At 61.2% G+C, this 17,887-nt stretch carries 16 protein-coding genes and 1 riboswitch; of the genes, 3 read left to right on the top strand and 13 right to left on the bottom strand.

All coding sequences use genetic code 11. The features are described from left to right. The first annotated feature begins 68 nt into the window (after positions 1-68). Positions 69-617 (top strand): TetR/AcrR family transcriptional regulator, encoded by a 549-nt coding sequence (locus ABLU88_RS08955; RefSeq protein WP_025108286.1) that lies wholly within the window; start codon positions 69-71, stop codon positions 615-617. Between the two features lie 2 nt (positions 618-619). On the opposite strand, the gene ABLU88_RS08950 is transcribed toward ABLU88_RS08955, so the two are convergent. The 10 genes from ABLU88_RS08950 to ABLU88_RS08905 form a co-directional block, all read right to left on the bottom strand. Continuing rightward, positions 620-1,363, bottom strand: coding sequence for a glutamine amidotransferase (locus tag ABLU88_RS08950; RefSeq protein WP_025108285.1), 744 nt, complete (start codon positions 1,361-1,363; stop codon positions 620-622). Between the two features lie 104 nt (positions 1,364-1,467). Continuing rightward, positions 1,468-3,387 (bottom strand): penicillin-binding protein 2, encoded by a 1,920-nt coding sequence (gene mrdA, locus ABLU88_RS08945; protein WP_004850811.1) that lies wholly within the window; start codon positions 3,385-3,387, stop codon positions 1,468-1,470. A 186-nt stretch (positions 3,388-3,573) separates the two neighbouring features. Then, positions 3,574-5,370 (bottom strand): allophanate hydrolase, encoded by a 1,797-nt coding sequence (gene atzF, locus ABLU88_RS08940; RefSeq protein WP_348836343.1) that lies wholly within the window; start codon positions 5,368-5,370, stop codon positions 3,574-3,576. After that, positions 5,367-8,972: an urea carboxylase gene (gene uca, locus ABLU88_RS08935; protein ID WP_154905550.1), complete on the bottom strand. Its 3,606-nt coding sequence runs from the start codon at positions 8,970-8,972 to the stop codon at positions 5,367-5,369. Before uca ends, atzF begins: the two co-directional genes overlap by 4 nt. A gap of 168 nt (positions 8,973-9,140) precedes the next feature. Next, a complete protein-coding gene (locus tag ABLU88_RS08930) occupies positions 9,141-9,776 on the bottom strand; it encodes an urea amidolyase associated protein UAAP2 (RefSeq protein ID WP_009652130.1) in 636 nt (211 codons plus the stop codon). 10 nt (positions 9,777-9,786) lie between these two features. Next, positions 9,787-10,515: an urea amidolyase associated protein UAAP1 gene (locus ABLU88_RS08925; RefSeq protein WP_038424496.1), complete on the bottom strand. Its 729-nt coding sequence runs from the start codon at positions 10,513-10,515 to the stop codon at positions 9,787-9,789. Positions 10,516-10,519: 4 nt separating this feature from the next. Then, positions 10,520-11,296: an ABC transporter ATP-binding protein gene (locus ABLU88_RS08920; protein WP_009652163.1), complete on the bottom strand. Its 777-nt coding sequence runs from the start codon at positions 11,294-11,296 to the stop codon at positions 10,520-10,522. Further along, complete coding sequence (locus ABLU88_RS08915) at positions 11,293-12,108, bottom strand: ABC transporter permease (protein WP_009652192.1); 816 nt, start codon at positions 12,106-12,108, stop codon at positions 11,293-11,295. The genes ABLU88_RS08920 and ABLU88_RS08915 overlap by 4 nt, the downstream gene beginning before the upstream one ends. A gap of 24 nt (positions 12,109-12,132) precedes the next feature. Then, the gene (locus tag ABLU88_RS08910; protein ID WP_014838452.1) at positions 12,133-13,191 is read right to left on the bottom strand and encodes a putative urea ABC transporter substrate-binding protein; all 1,059 of its coding nucleotides are present in this window, start codon (positions 13,189-13,191) and stop codon (positions 12,133-12,135) included. 57 nt (positions 13,192-13,248) lie between these two features. Beyond that, a riboswitch (guanidine-I (ykkC/yxkD leader) is annotated at positions 13,249-13,347 on the bottom strand. 212 nt (positions 13,348-13,559) lie between these two features. Beyond that, a complete protein-coding gene (locus ABLU88_RS08905; RefSeq protein WP_014229319.1) occupies positions 13,560-14,162 on the bottom strand; it encodes an XRE family transcriptional regulator in 603 nt (200 codons plus the stop codon). A 43-nt stretch (positions 14,163-14,205) separates the two neighbouring features. On the opposite strand from ABLU88_RS08905, the gene ABLU88_RS08900 reads away from it, so the two are divergent. After that, the gene (locus ABLU88_RS08900; protein WP_154905551.1) at positions 14,206-14,898 is read left to right on the top strand and encodes a B3/4 domain-containing protein; all 693 of its coding nucleotides are present in this window, start codon (positions 14,206-14,208) and stop codon (positions 14,896-14,898) included. Between the two features lie 46 nt (positions 14,899-14,944). Here ABLU88_RS08900 and ABLU88_RS08895 read toward each other — a convergent pair whose 3' ends face one another. From ABLU88_RS08895 to ABLU88_RS08885, 3 genes are all read right to left on the bottom strand, one after another. Beyond that, entirely contained in the window at positions 14,945-15,577 is a 633-nt protein-coding gene (locus ABLU88_RS08895) for a LysE family translocator (protein ID WP_014229317.1), read from the bottom strand. A 149-nt stretch (positions 15,578-15,726) separates the two neighbouring features. Beyond that, positions 15,727-16,194, bottom strand: a complete 468-nt coding sequence (locus tag ABLU88_RS08890) for a DMT family transporter (protein WP_348836338.1) — start codon at positions 16,192-16,194, stop codon at positions 15,727-15,729. 9 nt (positions 16,195-16,203) lie between these two features. Next, complete coding sequence (locus ABLU88_RS08885; RefSeq protein ID WP_004850792.1) at positions 16,204-16,638, bottom strand: DMT family transporter; 435 nt, start codon at positions 16,636-16,638, stop codon at positions 16,204-16,206. Between the two features lie 99 nt (positions 16,639-16,737). On the opposite strand from ABLU88_RS08885, the gene ABLU88_RS08880 reads away from it, so the two are divergent. After that, a complete protein-coding gene (locus ABLU88_RS08880) occupies positions 16,738-17,670 on the top strand; it encodes a LysR family transcriptional regulator (RefSeq protein WP_348836336.1) in 933 nt (310 codons plus the stop codon). The last annotated feature ends 217 nt before the right edge of the window (positions 17,671-17,887 follow it).

Below are 17,887 nucleotides of genomic sequence, written 5' to 3'. Positions count from 1 at the left end.
GGGCTGGGTATGCTGTAAATAATGTTATATGATGGTCATCATAAATAATTTCGCAGCAGGACGACGCCATGAGAGTGAGCAGAAAACAGGTTGAAGAGAATAAGCAGACAATCCTGACCGCCGCCGGGCGGTTGTTTCGCGAGCGGGGTTTTGACGCGGTCACGGTCACCGATATTATGAAATCAGCCGGTCTGACCCACGGCGGATTCTACGGCTACTTCAAATCGAAGGATGACCTGATCGCCCAAACCCTCGCGGAACTGAAGATAGAGAACGACGCGGCGAAAAACGACGTCGTCGCGCAAATCGAGCGTTATCTTTCCCCCGAACATCGGGATAATTTTGCCAGCGGCTGCCCGCTGGCGGCGCTGGCGGCGGAAACCATCCGCCAGTCCGAACCCGCGCGTGACGAAATGAGTGCGCGGCTGCAGCAGCAGATAGCGCAGCTCAGTGAAGCGATGGATGATCGGGACGCTCAAGCCAGCCGCCGCGCGGCGATTGGCAGCTGGTCGGCCATGGTCGGCGCGTTAATTCTGGCGCGGATGACCGCAGATTCAACGTTTTCCGACGAAATCCTCGGTGAAACGGCGGCCTGGCTCGCGGAAAAACAGCGCTGAGGTTAAGCCGGGTTCAGGTCTGGCTGCAGGTAGCCTGCGACAAAGCGGATCAGAATCGCCGAGGCCACCGGGCTCTCCACAACGTCACGACTCATCCTGTCCGGGTCAACCCCCTCGTTGCGCAGCGCCGCCTGGCGGAACGCGATCAGCGAGCGGGCAATCGCCGGGGTGATCTCCGGATGAAACTGCGTAGAAACGGCATGCGTGCCGTAGCGTACAATCTGGTGAGGGTCGTGCTGCGACGAAGCCAGCACCTTCGCCCCTGGCGGTAATCGGGTGACCGTTTGCATATGCGTGAGGTGCGCGCTGAACGGCGCCGGGTGGTCAGCCAGCAGACGATCCGCCAGGCCGTGTGCGGACAGCGAAATGGTTTTACTCCCGGCTTCGCGTCCGGCTGGATGGTAGTCCACCTCACCCCCCAGGGCGTGCGCCATCAGCTGATGCCCGTAGCAAACGCCAAACAGCGGCATCTCTATCGCCATCGCCTCGCGGATCCAGGCCGCGGTCATTTCACTCCACGGCAGGCGTTCGGTCACCATATCCCAGGAGCCGGTAATCACCGCGATGGTCGCGTTATCCGGCACGGGAAGCGGCTCTCCGGCATAGACGCGCGCCACGCTGATTTTTTTGCGCCACGGCGCCAGTAAATTGCCAAACCAGAGGGGAAGATCGCCGTGGTCGGAGACGATTTCATCCGGCGGAGTCCCGGTTTGTACAAGAAGAAGCGTATTTCGGCTTAACGACATCAGAGCGCCTTTTTTCACAGCAATACAGAACGCTACTATGAGCAAAAGCGCCGGCGGCGGCAAATAACCAATCCGCTAACGCTTATGCTCAGAGTGAATAACGTTTACTGCGCGTCGGCGCTCTCCACCTGCGGCACCGTCGACGTCGCGCCCTGTTCCGCCGGCGCGTTGGCCGGGTCGAAGATATGGTCGAGGATGGCGCGCGCCGTCGGTCCCGCAACCACGCCATCGCCGCCGCCGTTCTCCAGAATCAGCGCCATCGCCACCTTCGGATGCTGATAGGGGGCGAACAGGGTATAGAAGATATGGTCGCGCAGGCGCACCGGGATCATCTTCGCGTTGTAGGTCTGGTTCTCCTTCAGGCTGAAGACCTGGGACGTCCCGGATTTTGCGGCGATCTGGTACGGCGCGGTATGGAACAGCTTATAGCCGGTGCCGTTTGGCAGGTTCGCCATGCCGTACATGCCGTTGCGCACCACGCCCCAGTACGGCGAATGCGGATCGCCAACCTGCGGCAGATCCTGCGGCGGCTGATAGCGCTCGACCTTATTACCCTGCTTCATGGAGTAAAGCAGATGCGGATTTTGCACTTTGCCGTTGTTAATCAGGGTCGTCAGCGCCTTGACCATCTGGATCGGCGTGGCAATCCAGTAGCCCTGACCGATACCGACGGAAATGGTATCCCCCTGATACCACGGTTTTTTATGCACCCGCTGTTTCCACTCCCGGCTCGGCAGCACCCCGGCATACTCCTCGTTAAGATCGATGCCGGTAGACTGACCGTAGCCAAACTTGCTTAGCCACTCGTGAATGCGGTCGATACCCATCTCAAACGCCACCTGATAGAAGAAAGTATCCGCCGATTCTTCTATCGCTTTGGTGACGTTAAGCATGCCGTGGCCGCTCTTCAGCCAGTCGCGGTAGCGGCGCTGGGTCCCCGGCAGCGTCCAGGTCGGCGCGCCGAAGAAGGAGGTGGTTGGCGTGATCACGCCCGCCGACAGCGCCGACAGCGCCATGTAGGGCTTCACCGTCGACGCGGGCGGATAGAGGCCCTGGGTGACCCGGTTAATCAGCGGCCGGTCCGGGTTATCGAGCAGCGAACGGTAGGCCTGATAGCCGATGCCCCTGACAAAGGGATTGGGATCGTAGCTGGGGCTCGACACCATGGCCAGCACGCCGCCATCGCGCGGATCGACGGCCACTACCGCCGCGCGCTGCCCCTTCAGCACCGATTCGATATACTGCTGCAGGTGCAGATCCAGCGTCAGGTAGATGTTCTTCCCGGCCACCGGCGGGACCTCTTTTAGCAGACGCACGACCCGCCCGTGGTTATCCACTTCCACTTCCTGATAGCCGGTGGTGCCGTGCAGCGCTTTCTCGTAGTAGCCTTCAATGCCCTGCTTGCCGATATTGTGGTCGGCGGCGTAGTTCTCTTCTTCCCCGGCTTTGGCCAGCTTTTGCAGATCGCTGTCGTTGATCTTCGAGACATAGCCAACCACGTGCGCCAGTTCGGCGCCGTAGGGGTAAGCGCGCTGCTGATAGCTCTCCACCGTGACGCCGGGGAAATGAAACTCATTGACCGCAAAACGCGCCACTTCAACATCGCTCAGGTCCGATTTTAACGTCACCTCTTTGTAGCGGCTGTTGTGGTGCATATCGTCGCGGAAGTCGGCGATATCCTGCGGGGTTAAATCAACGATCGGCGTCAGCTGCTGCAGCAGCGCCGTCATATCGGCGATTTTGCTCGGGATCACCTGCAAACGGTAGAGGGTAATATTTTGTACCAGCGGGATGCCGTTGCGGTCGAAAATCAGCCCCCGGCTCGGCGCGATGGGCAGCATTTTAATGTCGTTCTGGTTTGAACGCGTCTGATAAAAGTCGTGCTGATCCACCTGCAGGCGGTAAAGATTAAGGATCAGGATGGCGAAGCAAATCACCACCAGTAGAAACGCAATGACGGCACGGCGGATAAATAGCATCTTTTCCGCTGAATGGTCGCGAATTTCATCTCTCATTAGGGACATTAGCGGTCATTTACCTGGGTTACAAAGTGCCTGAAAAGGGAAAAGCGGGGAAGAATAGCGTTATCGCAGCGGGAGCCCTACCGAAAGGTTGCTAATGATCTGGCAGAAATGTTTCAGCATGTTAGAAATTTAAGGTGACACTGTCACTAACCCCCTCCATCGCTTCTTGATGGAGGGGGTTGTAGTTTAGCGTGCCAGCCAGGCGCGCCAGCCGCCGTAGGCGGTAATCTCCGTGGCTTCGCCTAATCCGTTGGCTTCGCAGATAAAGCCCGCTAACCGGCGTCCGTCGGCAAGCTCAACTTTTCCCAGGCCCAGCGGCGCGGGGATGGCCGCCAGCAGCGAACCGACCTCCGCGCTGGGTAGCTCCCACACTTCAACCGCGATCGACGCCCCGCCGCTATCGGCGCGAACCATCGCCGGGCGTTTGCCGTCCGCGAGAGCGTATAAACGATAGTGGGGCGCGCTGCGGGTCGCCTGCAGCAGCCGACCGCCCCGCGCCAGCAGCTGGCCGTTAAGCGGCAGGCCAGAAAGATGAGCGCCGCAAACAACCAGCGCCATTCGGTCATGCCCGGCGACGCGTTCAGGCGGCGGGGTCTCCAGCCGCGCTCCGCCCGGCAGCGGCAGCCGCTCAGCGCGCTGAAACGCATCGGCCAGGCCCAGTAAATACTGGTCGGTAAAGGCCCGGCCAAACAGCGTGACGCCCGAAGGCAATCCGTCCGGCATAAATCCGCATGGCACGCTCACCGCGGCATAGTCCAGCAGGTTCATAAAGTTGGTGTAGTACCCGAGATCGGCGTTGCGCGCGATCGGCTCCGCCTCCAGCTCGTCAAGCGTCACCGGGCGCGGATAGGTGGGCGTCAGCACGCAGTCCAGGGTCTCGAGTATCGCGTCGCACCGGGCTTTGTACTGCTGTAGCTGATAGATCGCCGTAAAGGTCGCCGTGGCGTCGGTGCCCGGCGCTTTTGCCAGCACGTCGCGAATAACCGGCAGTACCGCCTCCGGCTGCCGCGCCATCAGCGGACCGACCACCGCGTAGCGTTCGGCGACCCACGGCCCGTCATACAGCAGCCGGGCTGCCGCCAGAAACGGCGTGAAATCAATCTCAACTGCCACCCCGCCCAGCGCCGTCAGCCGTTGCCGGGCCTGGGAAAACAGGCGTTCGCTTGCGCGGCAGCCGAGGAAATTGAGCTCGCGCGGAACGCCAAAACGAAACCCCGCGGACGGCCTGCCGAACGCCTGACGGCTGTTCCACTGAGGATTACGGCGGCTCCAGGCGTCCTGCGGATCGCACCGTGCGACGAGCGCCAGCAGCTGGCTGGCCTCGTCGGCGGTGGGGCTGAAAAAGGTCACGCAGTCTAACGTACGACAGGCGGGGACCACCCCTGCGGTGGATATCAGCCCTTTACTGGCCTTCAGACCCACCAGGTTATTCAGCCCTGCCGGGACGCGGCCGCTACCGGCGGTATCCGTGCCCAACGAGAAGCTGGCAACGCCCAGCGCCACCGCCAGCGCGGAACCGGCGCTGGAACCGCCGGAGGGATACTCCGCATGATAGCTATTGCGGCAGCGACCGTACGGCGATCGGGTACCGTTCAGGCCGGTAGCGAACTGATCGAGATTGGTTTTACCGACCGGCACGGCGCCCAGCGCAATCAGCTGAGCGACAATCGTCGCGCTCTGCTCCGCCCGATACGCAAACGCCGGACAGGCCGCGGTGGTGACAATCTCCGCCAGATCGATATTGTCTTTGATGGCGAACGGCACGCCGTACAGCGGCAGCGCGGCCGGCGAAAGGCCATCCAGCGCCGCCAGAAATGGCTCCTGCTCCTCTTCGCTCAGAATATGGATAAACAACCGGAACTCGGGGTTAAGCGCCTGCGCCCGCTGGCGGATGTCCGCCAGCACGCTGCGCGGTGTGGTTTTACCGGTGCGGTAACGCTCCGCCAGGGTTGCCAGGCGTAAATCAAACGTCTGCTGCATCATGCCTTCTCCTCAATAATCACCGCCACCCGCTGCCCGGCGCGTACCGCGCTGCCCGGCTGCACGTGAACCTGTTGAATAACGCCATCGCAGGGGGCCAGCAGCGGGATCTCCATCTTCATCGACTCCAGCACGACCAGCACATCCCCCGCGCGGACCCGGCTGCCTGCCGCCGTTTGTACTTGCCACAGGTTTCCGGAAATCGGGCTTTCCACCCCCTGTTCACCCTGCCGCAGCGGCGCGTCTCCGCCCTCATCCACGGCGCTCTCCTGGCTGTCAAAATGGGCCTGCCCGCTGGCTATCCAGCGATCGCGTTCGGCGTTAAACGCCTGCTGCTGATGCTCGCGAAACGCGCCGATGCTGTGCGCTTCACGGCGGAGAAACTGCTGGTATTCCGCCAGCCGCAGCGTGCTGTGCTCAATGCGCAGCGGGTAGCGTCCGAGCGGGAAATCGCGGCGAATTTGCAGCAGCTCTTCGGCCGAAACCGGATAGAAACGCAGTTGGTCGAAGAAACGCAGCAGCCAGGGTTTGCCGGCAAAATCCGCTACCTCGCGATAGCGATTCCACATCTGCAGGGTCCGGCCAACGAACTGATAGCCGCCGGGCCCCTCCATGCCGTAGACGCACAGATAGGCCCCGCCGATGCCGACCGAGTTTTCCGCCGTCCAGGTGCGCGCCGGGTTGTACTTGGTGGTAACCAGGCGATGGCGCGGGTCAAGCGGCGTCGCCACCGGCGCGCCGAGATAAACATCGCCCAGCCCCATCACCAGATAGCTGGCGTCAAATACCGTATTCCATACCGCCTGTTCATCGGGCAGATCGTTGATGCGACGGATAAATTCCAGATTACTCGGGCACCAGGGCGCGTCCTGGCGCACGGTGGTCATATATTTATCGATTGCCCTGCGGCAGGCCGGATCGTCCCAGGAGAGCGGCAGATGCACCACGCGCGTCGGCACCTGCAGATCGTCGCTCAGGCAGACCGTGGACCACTCGCCGCGCACCCACGCCAGCAGCGTCTCAAGGGGCAACGTTTCCGGCTGAAAATGGATTTGCAGCGAGCGAATCCCCGGGGTGATATCGATCGCGCCGTCTCTTGATTGCGCTTCCAGGGCCTGCATCAGGGCGTGAATGCGGAAACGCAGAACCAGATCCAGCTCCGGCTCCCCGGCTTCCAGCAGCAGATGCGTATCGCCGGAGAGTCGCGCCACCAGGCGTTTGTCCGCCTCGCCGCAGGTCATCACGACAGGCGACGTCAGCGGCGCGGGCTGCCAGGCTATCGCCTGGTGACTTAGGGTCGCCAGCTCGGCGCGCCGCCCTTCCGCCAGCCGCCGGGCGGTGGGTAAATCCACCGCCACGAAACGCACCTTATCCCCGGCCTTGAGCTGGCCTAACTGCCAGAGGTCGGCTTCAATCACCGTGACCGGGCAGACAAAACCGCCGAGGCTCGGCCCGTCCGGTCCAAGGATCACCGGCATATCGCCGGTAAAATCGACCGCGCCCACCGCGTAAGGGTTATCGTGAATATTCGACGGATGCAGCCCCGCTTCGCCGCCGCTGTCGCGGGCCCACAGCGGCTTGGGGCCAATCAGGCGCACGCCGGTGCGGCTGGAGTTAAAGTGGACCGCCCACTCCGTGGCGAAGAACGTCGCAATATATTCCGGCGCAAAGAATTCCGGCGCGCCGTGGGGGCCGTAAATCACCCGCAGCGTCCGCACCTCAGCCAGCGCTGTGCGTAGCGCGGCGGGTAGTTGATCCCCGCATCTGGCGGCGGCGTGCGGCGCCAGATGCAGCACGTCGCCTCCGCGCAGCGCCCGTCCACCGTGGCCGCCAAACTGGCCGAGGGTAAAGGTGCTTTTACTCCCCAGATAGTCCGGTACCTGAATGCCGCCGCTCAGGCAGAGATAGCTTCTGACCCCCGCGCCGCTTATCGCGCCCAGCTTCAGGGTCGCCCCCGCCGGAATAGTCAATACGCAGTCCAGCGGCTGGTCTACGCCATCGAGCGTCACCGCCAATGGCGCGCCGCACACCACCGCCTGAACGTCGGTATTAAATTTCAGGGTCGGCCCGTTGAGGGTGATTTCCAGCGCAGCCGCTCCCTCGGCATTGCCCAGCAGGCGGTTACCGAGACGCAGGGCGCGATCGTCCATCGGCCCCGACGGCGGTACGCCCACCGCCCAGTACCCCAAACGTCCCGGATAGTCCTGCACGCTGGTCTGGGTTCCGGCGCTCAGCACCTCCACGGTCGCCGCGCGGTAGCGCAGCTGCTCAAGGCAGCGGGTCCAGGGCTCGCCTTCGGTAAAGGGCGCAAAGCCAAGAATTTGTTGCAGGTACACGCGGTTAGTTTCTACGCCGTACAGGCGGGTCTCCGCCAGCGCCTGCGCCAGGCCGGCGATAGCCTCATCGCGGCTGGGGCGCCAGGCGATCGCTTTCGCCAGCATCGGGTCGAAAAATGGCGGGACTTCGCACCCGGCTTCCACCCAGCGGTCAATACGCAGGGCTGCGCCGTCCGCCGGCGGAAAGAAGACGTCCGTTAACAGTCCGGGAGAAGGCTGGAATTGCCGCCCCGGATCTTCGGCGTAAATTCGCGCCTGGATAGCATGGCCCTGGGGCCGTAACCCGGCGGCCAGCTCAGGTAGCGGAGGCAGTTCCCCCGCCGCCAGCTCAATCATCCAGCGCACCAGGTCAACGCCCCACACCTGCTCCGTGACGCCGTGTTCGACCTGAAGCCGGGTATTTACCTCGAGGAAATAAAACTGCCGCGCCGCGCTGTCGTAGACAAACTCCACCGTCCCGGCGCTGCGGTAGCTCACTGCTTTACCCAACGCGATAGCCGCCGCGCATAGCGCCTGCGCCATCCCTTCAGGCAGATTCGGCGCGGGCGTCTCTTCAATCACTTTCTGGTTACGCCGCTGGACTGAACAGTCGCGCACGCCGAGCGCGATGACCTCTCCCCGCCCGTCGCCGAAGATTTGTACCTCCAGATGGCGGGCGCGTTCGATATATTTTTCGAGAAATACCCCGCCGTCGCTGAAGTTGTTTTGTCCCAGCCGCTGCACCGCGGCAAACGCCTCAATCAGCTCACGGGCGTCGCGACAGACGCGCATGCCAATCCCGCCGCCGCCGGCGGTGCTTTTGAGCATCACCGGATAGCCCACCGCCTCAGCCGCCCGGCAGGCTTCGCCGCTGTCGGCCAGCAGCTCGCTGCCTTCCAGCAGCGGCACGCCCTCGGCTTTGGCTAAGGCGCGAGCGGTATGCTTCAGGCCGAAGGTGCGCAGCTGTTGCGGAGTGGGGCCGACAAACGCCACCCCCGCCGCCTCGCAGGCCTCGGCGAAGGCCGCGTTTTCAGACAGAAAGCCGTAGCCGGGGTGGATCGCTTTGGCGCCGCTCTGCTGCGCGGCGGCGAGGATCTTCTCCGTCACCAGATAGGTTTGCGCCGCCGGGCCGTCGCCGAGGCTTAACGCTTCATCCGCGTCGCGGATATGCAGACTACTCAGGTCAGCTTCGGAATAGACGGCGACGCCTTTCACCTGCATCGCGCGCAGGGTGCGCAGAATGCGGCAGGCGATGGCGCCGCGGTTGGCAATCAGTAAGGTATCAAACATAAGCGCAACTCACAGGGTCGCGGGTCGTCCCGCAAAAAGTCGATGTTCCCCTGAGGTCGTCCCCGGGGTGAACCGGCGCTTAAGGTTTGCGCGTCGGCGTACTGTTCAGGCGGTCGGCGCGGACGGCGAAGAGCCGAAAGGCCAGCAGACGCCAGCGCTGCCAGCGGGTCAGTTCCATACCAGCACCTCGGCGGGCGTGGGGTTCCAGCCGTTGCAGGGATTATTTAACTGCGGACAGTTGGAAATCAGCACCACGGCGTTGCACTCGGCGCGCAGCTCAACGTATTTCCCCGCCGCCGATATCCCGTCCTCAAAGGTCAGACCGCCTTCCGGCGTCACCGGGACGTTCATAAAAAAATTAATGTTGGCGCCGATATCGCGCTTATGCAGGCGGCCATCGTGCAGGCAGGCGCAGAGGAAATTATCCCGACAGCTGTGCATATAGCGTTTATCCTGGGCGTAGCGCACGGTGTTGCTCTCCTGGGCACAGGCGCCGCCGAGGGTATCGTGGCGACCGCAGGTGTCGGCAACGATGGTCAGCAGTGGATTGCCCAGATTGGAATAGAGTACGCTGCCGGTGGTCAGATAGGCATTGCCCTGGCGGCGCAGCGTGCGCTGCGGATCGTAGCGTTCTCGGGGGTTATCGGCGTTGTAAAACAGGGTATCAATGGCCTGGTTGCCTTCGAGGTCAAGCAGGCGCAGGGTTTGCCCTTTTTGTACCTCAAACAGCCAGGGCTCCCCTGCCGGGATCACATGGCGATAGACGGCATCTTCGGGACGACGGTTACTGGCGATCAGGGTCATCGCAGCCTCCTTACAGGGCAAAAAGTTGGGTGTTGAGGAACGCGCGCTGGTTTTCATCGCGGGTAAAGAGCGCTTCCGCGGCCGCCTGCGCATCGTCAGCCTGGTACCAGCTCAGCTGGATCGGCCGCGGGGCGTACTCAGCGGCAGGGTCCTGAGGATGCGGCAGCGCGGTCAGCACCATGAGGACATCCATCGGCGCAAACAGCTCAACGTAATCTCCGGCGCGGCTGTTGGCGGAAATAAACTGAAAACGGCCATCCTCATCGACGGTGACTTTGCTGAAGAAGTTAACCACCATCAGCAGGTCCTCCAGGCCCAGATCCCATTTACCCATTTCAACCAGCAGGTTATCGACGCCGTTGCGGTAGAAGCCGTTGCGCAGCTCCTGGTAGCGTCCTGCGCCATATTTTTCACGCGTCTCGTCGGCGTTGAGTATCCCGCCGAACGGGTCGTGCCAGCCGCAGCTGTCGGCAACAATCCCGGCCAGAACGCGCCCCATATCGGAGTAGAAACAGTGCCCGGCGGTCAGGCGCGCGGTGTGCTGCCCCTTGAGGGTATCCGGCAGATTCAGGCGCTCACTCTTCTCATGGGGATTCAGCATCATCATGCTGACGTTGGCTCCGCCGTCGATATCGGTCAGGCGCAGAATCTGCCCTTTGCGCAAAATCAACGAGGTGTGCGCCCCGCCGGGTAGCCGCTCTTCGCGCAGGCTGGGGGATGAGTGAAAAAATGCGGTCATCAAACTATCTCCTTAATGCGTAAACGTTATTGTCGCTGCCGGTGGTTATCTGCGACATCCGCGCTTCATTGAGCGGAATATCGTAGGTAACGCGCGCCCCCCAGGCGTTGGGCGCCTGCGGATCGATGCGCACTTTGTCGAAAACCAGCAGCCGGGTGCCAAGGTTGAAGCCCTCCGCGAGGTCGTGGGTGACCATAAAAACCGTCATCCGCGTTTCGCTCCACAGCTGGAGCAGCAGCCCGTGCATATCCTTGCGAATACCGGGATCCAGCGCGCCGAAGGGTTCATCAAGCAGCAGTACGCGCGGCTGCATGACGAAAGCCTGGGCGATCGCCAGCCGCTGCTGCATCCCGCCGGAGAGCTGCGCCGGATATTTATTCAGCGCGTGCCCCAGCCCGACTTTCTCCAGCATCCGCTGCGCCCGTTCGCGCGCGTCGCGTTTCCTGCCGGCAAACAGCCGGCCAAACAGCGGTGACGCCGGGAGTTCGAGGCCAATGGCGACGTTATCCAGCACGTTGAGGTGCGGGAAAACCGAATAACGCTGAAACACCACGCCGCGGCTGCGGTCCGGCTCCGCCGCCAGCGGCTGGCCGTCGAGGGTGATTTCCCCGCGAGTCGGCTTTTCCTGGCCGAGCAGCAGGCGTAAAAACGTCGACTTCCCGCAGCCGGACGCGCCGACCATCGAACAGAACTCGCCCTCTTTCACCTGCAAATTGATGCGCTCCAGCACCACGTGGTCGCCGTACTCCTGCCAGATATTTTTGATGTCGATAAAGCTCATGCCCGGCCTCCTTCCGCCCACGGGAAACAGGCTTTGTGCAGCTGGCGCAGAGCCAGATCCATCAGCCACGCCAGCAGGGTTATCCAGATGACGTAAGGAATAATCACGTCCATCGCCATATAGCGGCGGACGAGGAATATGCGATAGCCGAGACCGGCGGTGGCGGAAATAGCCTCGGCGGAGATCAAAAACAGCCATGCGGAGCCCAGCAGCAGGCGCAGGGAGGTTATCAGCCGCGACAGCAGCTGCGGCAGCACTACCCGCAGCACCACCGTCCAGCTATTGGCGCCGAGGGTTTGCGCTTTGATAAACAGCTCCGCCGGGATTTCCCGCGCCCGCTGTTCAAGGTCGCGCGCCAGCATCGGCGTAATGCCAATGACGATAAGCATCACTTTTGATAGCTCATCCAGGCCGAAGACGATAAACAGCACCGGCAGGATCGCCAGCGGCGGGATCATCGACACCACGGTCATCAGCGGCGACAGCGCCGCGCGGTACATCGGGAACACGCCGGCGGCGATGCCGATGCCCAGGCCAATCAGCGACGAGAGCGCCAGACCAATCAGCAGGCGGCTCATACTAATCAGCGTGTCGGCCCACAGCAGATACTCGCCGCTGCGTTTATCCGGGGTGAAGGCCATCCGATCGATGGCCGCGATCATCTGCGACAGGCCGGGCAGCAGCTTATCCTGCGGGTTGGCTTCCAGCCGCACCGCCGAACCGATAAACCAGGCGGCGATCATCAGGACGAAGGGCAATAGCATCAGCGTCAGGCGCATACCCTGCCGGGGATAGCGGTTAATGTGGCGCATGGCGTGGACTCCCAAGGTCAATCATTACAGCTGCCCCGCCGCCGCCAGCTTCAGATAGCTGTCGTCAAAGCGCAGTTTGCTGTTGGCGGTATCGCCGACGGTGACGCCGCCGGGGAAGGTCATGCCGATAAAGTCAGCGCTCTGCGCTCCCTCTCCCAGCAGCCCTTTATCAAAAGAGAACTGCGCCACCCGCTGCATGGTTTTTGCCAGCGCCGGCGAGGAGATAAACGTCAGGGTATCGGCAGGCGTCCAGAAGAGATGGGTTGTTTTGAGCTGCGCCCGGTAGCCCGCGAGGTCGGTGCCGGAATCGGCGGCCATTGCGCTTAGCGCTTGCGTGTCTCCGGCCTGCATTTTGGCCATCATCTCGAACCAGGCGCCGGTCAGGGCTTTACCCAGCGCCGGGTTATCTTTCAGGGTCTGAGTATTCACCACCATCATGTCGATCAGCTCGCCGGGAACCTGCGAAGAGCTAAAGACCTCCGTGGTTTGCGGCGTCTTTTTGATAACCGAAAGCTGCGGATTCCAGGCCACCGCCGCGCGTACGCCGCTGGTGCCAAAAGCCGAGACGATATCCGCATCCGAGGTATTGACCACTTTGACGTCTTTTTCCTGCAGCCCGGCTTTTTCCAGACCGCGAACCAGCAGGTAGTGCGATACCGAAAGCTCCGGGAGATACACCGCCATGCCTTTCAGATCGCTGAGCTTTTTATCCGCCCCCTTCAGCACCACGCCGTCGTTGCCGTCGGAGTAGCTGCCGGTAATGAGCGCCGTGGTATCAACGCCCCCCGCCGCCGGAATGGTCAGGGCATCCATGTTGGTCATGGTGCAGCCGTCAAACTGGCCCGCGGTGTACTGGTTAATGGATTCGATGTAGTCGTTCAGCTGAACGATATTGATTTTGATGCCGTATTTACTGGCCCATTTATCGATGATCTTTTCGTTGCTGATGGTGCCCCAGGGCATCCATCCGGCATAGATAGTCCAGCAGATGTTGAACTCTTTTTTGACGGCGGCAAACGAGGGGACGCTGGCCAGCAGCGCCAGCGACAGGATAAGAGAGCGGAGGATCGGCGGTGTCTTCATGGTGGACCTCTGGTTAGCACGAGAAACGGGGGCAGCGCGACACCCAACGGTGCTGCTGTCTCCCGGGCTTTTGTCCCGCCGTGTAACCTCGCAGAGGTCGCCAGCTCTCGGACCAGACGTTCACCTGAGTGAACCGGAACCCTAGCCAGCTATTGTGTTATCTCAATTGTCTGTTGCGCTGCCTTCTGAACAGGAGTGTGCAAGGTCTATGCCAGGCGCGCAGCGCGCGTAAAATCAGCCCTACGACGGCAGGCGCCGCCGCGGCTCCCAAAAATGGGGAGTGATGATGGGGCATTGCATGGATTTGGTGCGTATGGCGTGAAGGCGGCGAGCGGTCGGGACGATAGCCGCTCGCCGGGAAACGCTTGCTAGCGCGCTTTTTCGCTCACCGTCATGGTGAATCGCGCGATCTTATCCCCGGCGTTAGCGTAGCTATGCGGGGCGTCGGTACGCGCGACGGCGGAATCCCCCTCTCGAATCAGATAGACCCCGTCGTTAACCGTCAGGGTTAAGGCGCCCTCGGTCACGAAAAGCAGCTCAGTCGTCCCCTCCCCGTGCCCCGGCGATGTGAACATCTCTCCCGGATTGAGGCTCCACTGCCAGAGCTCAACCATATCCGGACCGCTGGTACCGGCAAGGAGCCGCGCCTTGCCGCCCTGCTCGCCCTGCCACAGCGTGGGAATCTCGCCTTCTGCAATCACCTTTACCGGCGGCGCGGTGGCGACATTGACAAAATCGGCCACGGAAACGCCCAGCGCCGAGGCCAGACGGCACAACAGCGCAATGCTGGGATTGGCCCTACAGGCTTCAATGTCTACCAGCATACCTTTGCTGACGCCCGCGCGTCGCGACAGCTCATCCAGGGAGATCTTCTTTTCCGCCCGGTAGCGCTTAATGCGCGCCGCAACGGCTTCATTAATCATGGCGGCATCGGCGCCCGCGTCGGTCGTTATATTGACTTTATTGGTCATCGGTCGATATTATGCTTTAAAATGGTCGTTACAGGATTATCCAATGAATAGCGTATTACCGTCAATCAGCCCGCAGGTCTCCGCGCTGGCCCCCGGCTTTCGCGCCCTGAGCATTGATGTCGTTTCCGCTGTCGTACGCGCCCCCCTGGTCGGGTCCGATGCGCTCCGCTCCGCCTGCCAGGCGGTTATCGCCGGCGAGCCGCAGTGGGCGGAGGCGCACCTGCAGGCCTGGAACGAGGTATTCCGCGCCTTTGGCGCAAAACCCAAGCGGACGCCCTGCTCGGCGGAAGCCTTGCGCAGGCGGGTGCTGCGCGATGGCGAGATGGCTGCGATCGATCCCATCGTCGATCTCTATAATGCGGTGAGCCTGCGCTACGCCGTGCCGGTCGGCGGCGAAAACCTGGCGGCTTACGTTGGCGCCCCGCACCTCAAGCTCGCGGACGGCAGCGAACCGTTCGATACCGTCAAAGAGGGGCAGATCGTTCACGAATATCCCGATGCGGGAGAAGTGGTCTGGGGCGACGATCGCGGCGTGACCTGCCGACGCTGGAACTGGCGACAGGGAGTACGTACTCGTCTGAGCGTGGAGAGTCCGCGGATGTGGTTTATTCTTGAAAGCCTGCCGGAAATGCCGCTTAGCGCGCTGCAGGAGGCGGGAGAGATGCTGAGCAACGGCCTGCTGGAGATGATGCCGGAGGCGACGATCCGCTCACAGCTGATAGGGCCAGGGGCCTAAAGCCATTCCCCTGCGCCCGGCAGCGTAGCACCGCCGGGCGCAGCGATTACTTCCGCGCCTCGAAGGCAATTTTCACCGCCATCCCCGCCAGCACCGTCGCCATCAGCCAGCGCTGAAACTGCTGCCATAACGGGCGCCCCGCGAGAAACAGCGACACCTGCCCGGCCATCACCACAATCAGCGCATTAACCGCTACGCTAATGAGCGCCTGCGTCCCTCCCAGCACCAGCGACTGCGCAAGGATGCTGCCGTGTCCGGGAGAGATAAACTGCGGCAGCAGTGAGAGATACATGATGGCGATTTTAGGGTTCGCCAGGTTAGTAATAAAGCCCATCATAAACAGCTTACGGCCGCTATCGGCAGGCAGGTCGCGCACCGCAAAGACCGAGCGCCCGCCGGGCTTCACCGCCTGCCAGGCCAGATAAAGCAGATAGACCACGCCGCTGATGCGCAACGCGTCGTAAGCGTAGGGAACGGCGAAGATCAGTGCGGTAATACCGAAAGCGGCGCACAGCATATAAAACACAAACCCCAGCGCCACCCCGCCGAGGGAGACCAGTCCGGCCCTTCTTCCCTGGCAAATCGAGCGCGAAATCAGATAGATCATATTCGGCCCCGGGGTCAATACCAGGCCAAGGGCAACAAGCGCGAAGGTCAGCAGCGACGGTATCTCAGGCATAGCGTATCTCCGGTAAAGTGATGTGATGCCCAGGCGCGCGGCGGCGATCCCCATGCTCCCCGACAGTACCTGTCTAAAGCGCCAGTCACAGGGTGACGAACAGTATGACCGCGGTTGGCGATGCGCGACAACTCACCTGAACAGGTGGGCTAACTCTCCTTATCTTCAGCTTTTGCCGCCGCGCTGGAGCGGTAAATAAAGAACAGCGCCAGCCCCAGACAGACGATGGCCCCCAGCCGCCCCGCTGAAAAGGCAATGGCGTCGTTACCCAGCCAGCCAAAATTATCGATCAGCAGACTCATGGCCAGTTGGCCAAAAATCACCGCCACCGTGGCCGTCGCGGTACCGATACGCTGCACCGCCACCACCATAATTACGATATAGGGAATCCCGCAAAATGCGCCCAGCAGCTGCCATTTCGGCACATCCAGCAGCGTTGTCGACTGATGGGGGGCAAAATAAAAAATCAGCAGCGCCGTGATCAAGGCGCCCACCGCAAACGTGAGAAACGCGCTGCGAAATACGCCCACCAGGCTGCCCAAACGGCCATTAATCGCCGCCTGCATACTCAGCATCGCGCCGCCGACCAGCGCCAGCAAAATCATTATGCTACTCATGTTAACTCCTCAGCTTGTGGCGATCAGAATCAGGGCGACGATGATAAACAGCAGCGCGATAACCCGCCGTCCATCGATTTTACGTTTTGCCGAACCAAACAGACCGTAGTGGTCAATCAGCAGGCTTTTGCATACCTGACCGGCCAGAATGCCGATCATCGTCATGGCGATACCGATAACCGGTACGGCGATGGTTAAGATGACGACGTAAATGGGCCCCAGTACGCCTCCGGTAAGCTGCCAGCCCGGTAAGGAGAAGAACGAGGGACCCTGCCTGGGGCCAAACAGCAGCATCAGCAGAAAGGTTAGCGCGCTCCCGACGCTAAAAATGCTGAAGGTGGCCCACAGGTCCCCTACCTGACCGGCAAGCGGCCCGAGTAGTCCGGCTTCCACGGATAACCCCATGCCGCCGGCAATCACAAGAAAAATAAGTAATAACTGCATCGTTGATATCCGATTATTGATTGGGTGGCAGAGCATAAAGCAGCGAAGTAATGTGAAAAACGATACAATCAGGGAAACACTTTTGCGGATATTGCATTAATGAGCGATGCGGGTAATGTAAATTTTCGGGCGCTACAGCTGTTTATCGCCGTCTATGACAGCCAGAGTTTCTCCGTGGTGGCGAGGCGGGAAGGCGTTTCGCCCTCGATGGTGTCGCGCGTCATTCACCAGCTTGAGGATGCGCTCGGCCAGCAGCTCTTTTATCGTAATACCCGGGCGGTGGTTCCCACCGAAGCGGGACGCCTGTTTGCCGAACATGCCAGAGGGCTCGGCGAACGGTTCAGCGTTGCCAGGCGCGACCTGCAGGACCGTCGTCTTGAGCCGGGTGGACTGGTGCGGATCAACGCCCCGGTCTATTTTGGCCAGCGCCATATCGCGCCGTGGCTGCCGGGGCTGACGCAGCGCTATCCACAGATGCAAATTGCGCTGGCGCTGACCGATGATTTTATCGATCCGCACCGCGAAGCGACCGACCTGATTTTCCGCATCGGCAGCCTGCCGGACTCCAGCGTTCATGCCAGAGTACTGGGTATGCAGCATCACTATCTGGTTGCGGCTCCGGACTATCTGCAGCGCTGCGGCATGCCGGAGAAACCGGAAGATCTTCGCCATCACAGCACGCTGGTCTACAGCGGTTCAAATGGACCTAACCGCTGGCTGTTCCGCCTCGCGGAGGGAGAATGGGTTCACTATCCGCAAACGCCGCGGCTGGCATCAAATAACGCCGATGCGCTGCTGACCGCTGCGCTGGGAGGCATGGGGGTGGTGCTCTTTCCCGATTGGATGGTCAATGAAGCCATGGGGGCTGGAAGGCTGATTCAGCTGATGCCTCACTACAGCGCGGCGATCGGCAGCAGCCCCTCGCCGGTGTCGGCGATCTACCCTCACGCCCGTCATCCTTCGTTAAACGTACGTGCGGTAATAGACTATTTTATCGACGTTTTTGGTACGCCTTTATACTGGCAGCGCTAAGCCGTTTTACGCACTAAAATTGTCGTAACTCAAACAATCGGTCTTCGCTGGCGGGGATGATGTCTTAACGATTCCTTTACGCGTATGTTACGACTATTGTGGTTGAGTCAATACTGAACAATCAATCATTGAACAATGATATATGTTCGGTTTTTACAAAGGCATTGAACGGAAATAACTATTAAATCCGTAGACTCATTCAAATATCGCTTATTGG

The organism is Klebsiella sp. GW_Kp182 (genome assembly GCF_040062275.1).
GTDB classification, from domain to species: Bacteria; Pseudomonadota; Gammaproteobacteria; order Enterobacterales; family Enterobacteriaceae; genus Klebsiella; species Klebsiella michiganensis.
Note: the sequence above shows the minus strand (reverse complement) of the source record. Positions and strands in the feature narration are given on the sequence as shown.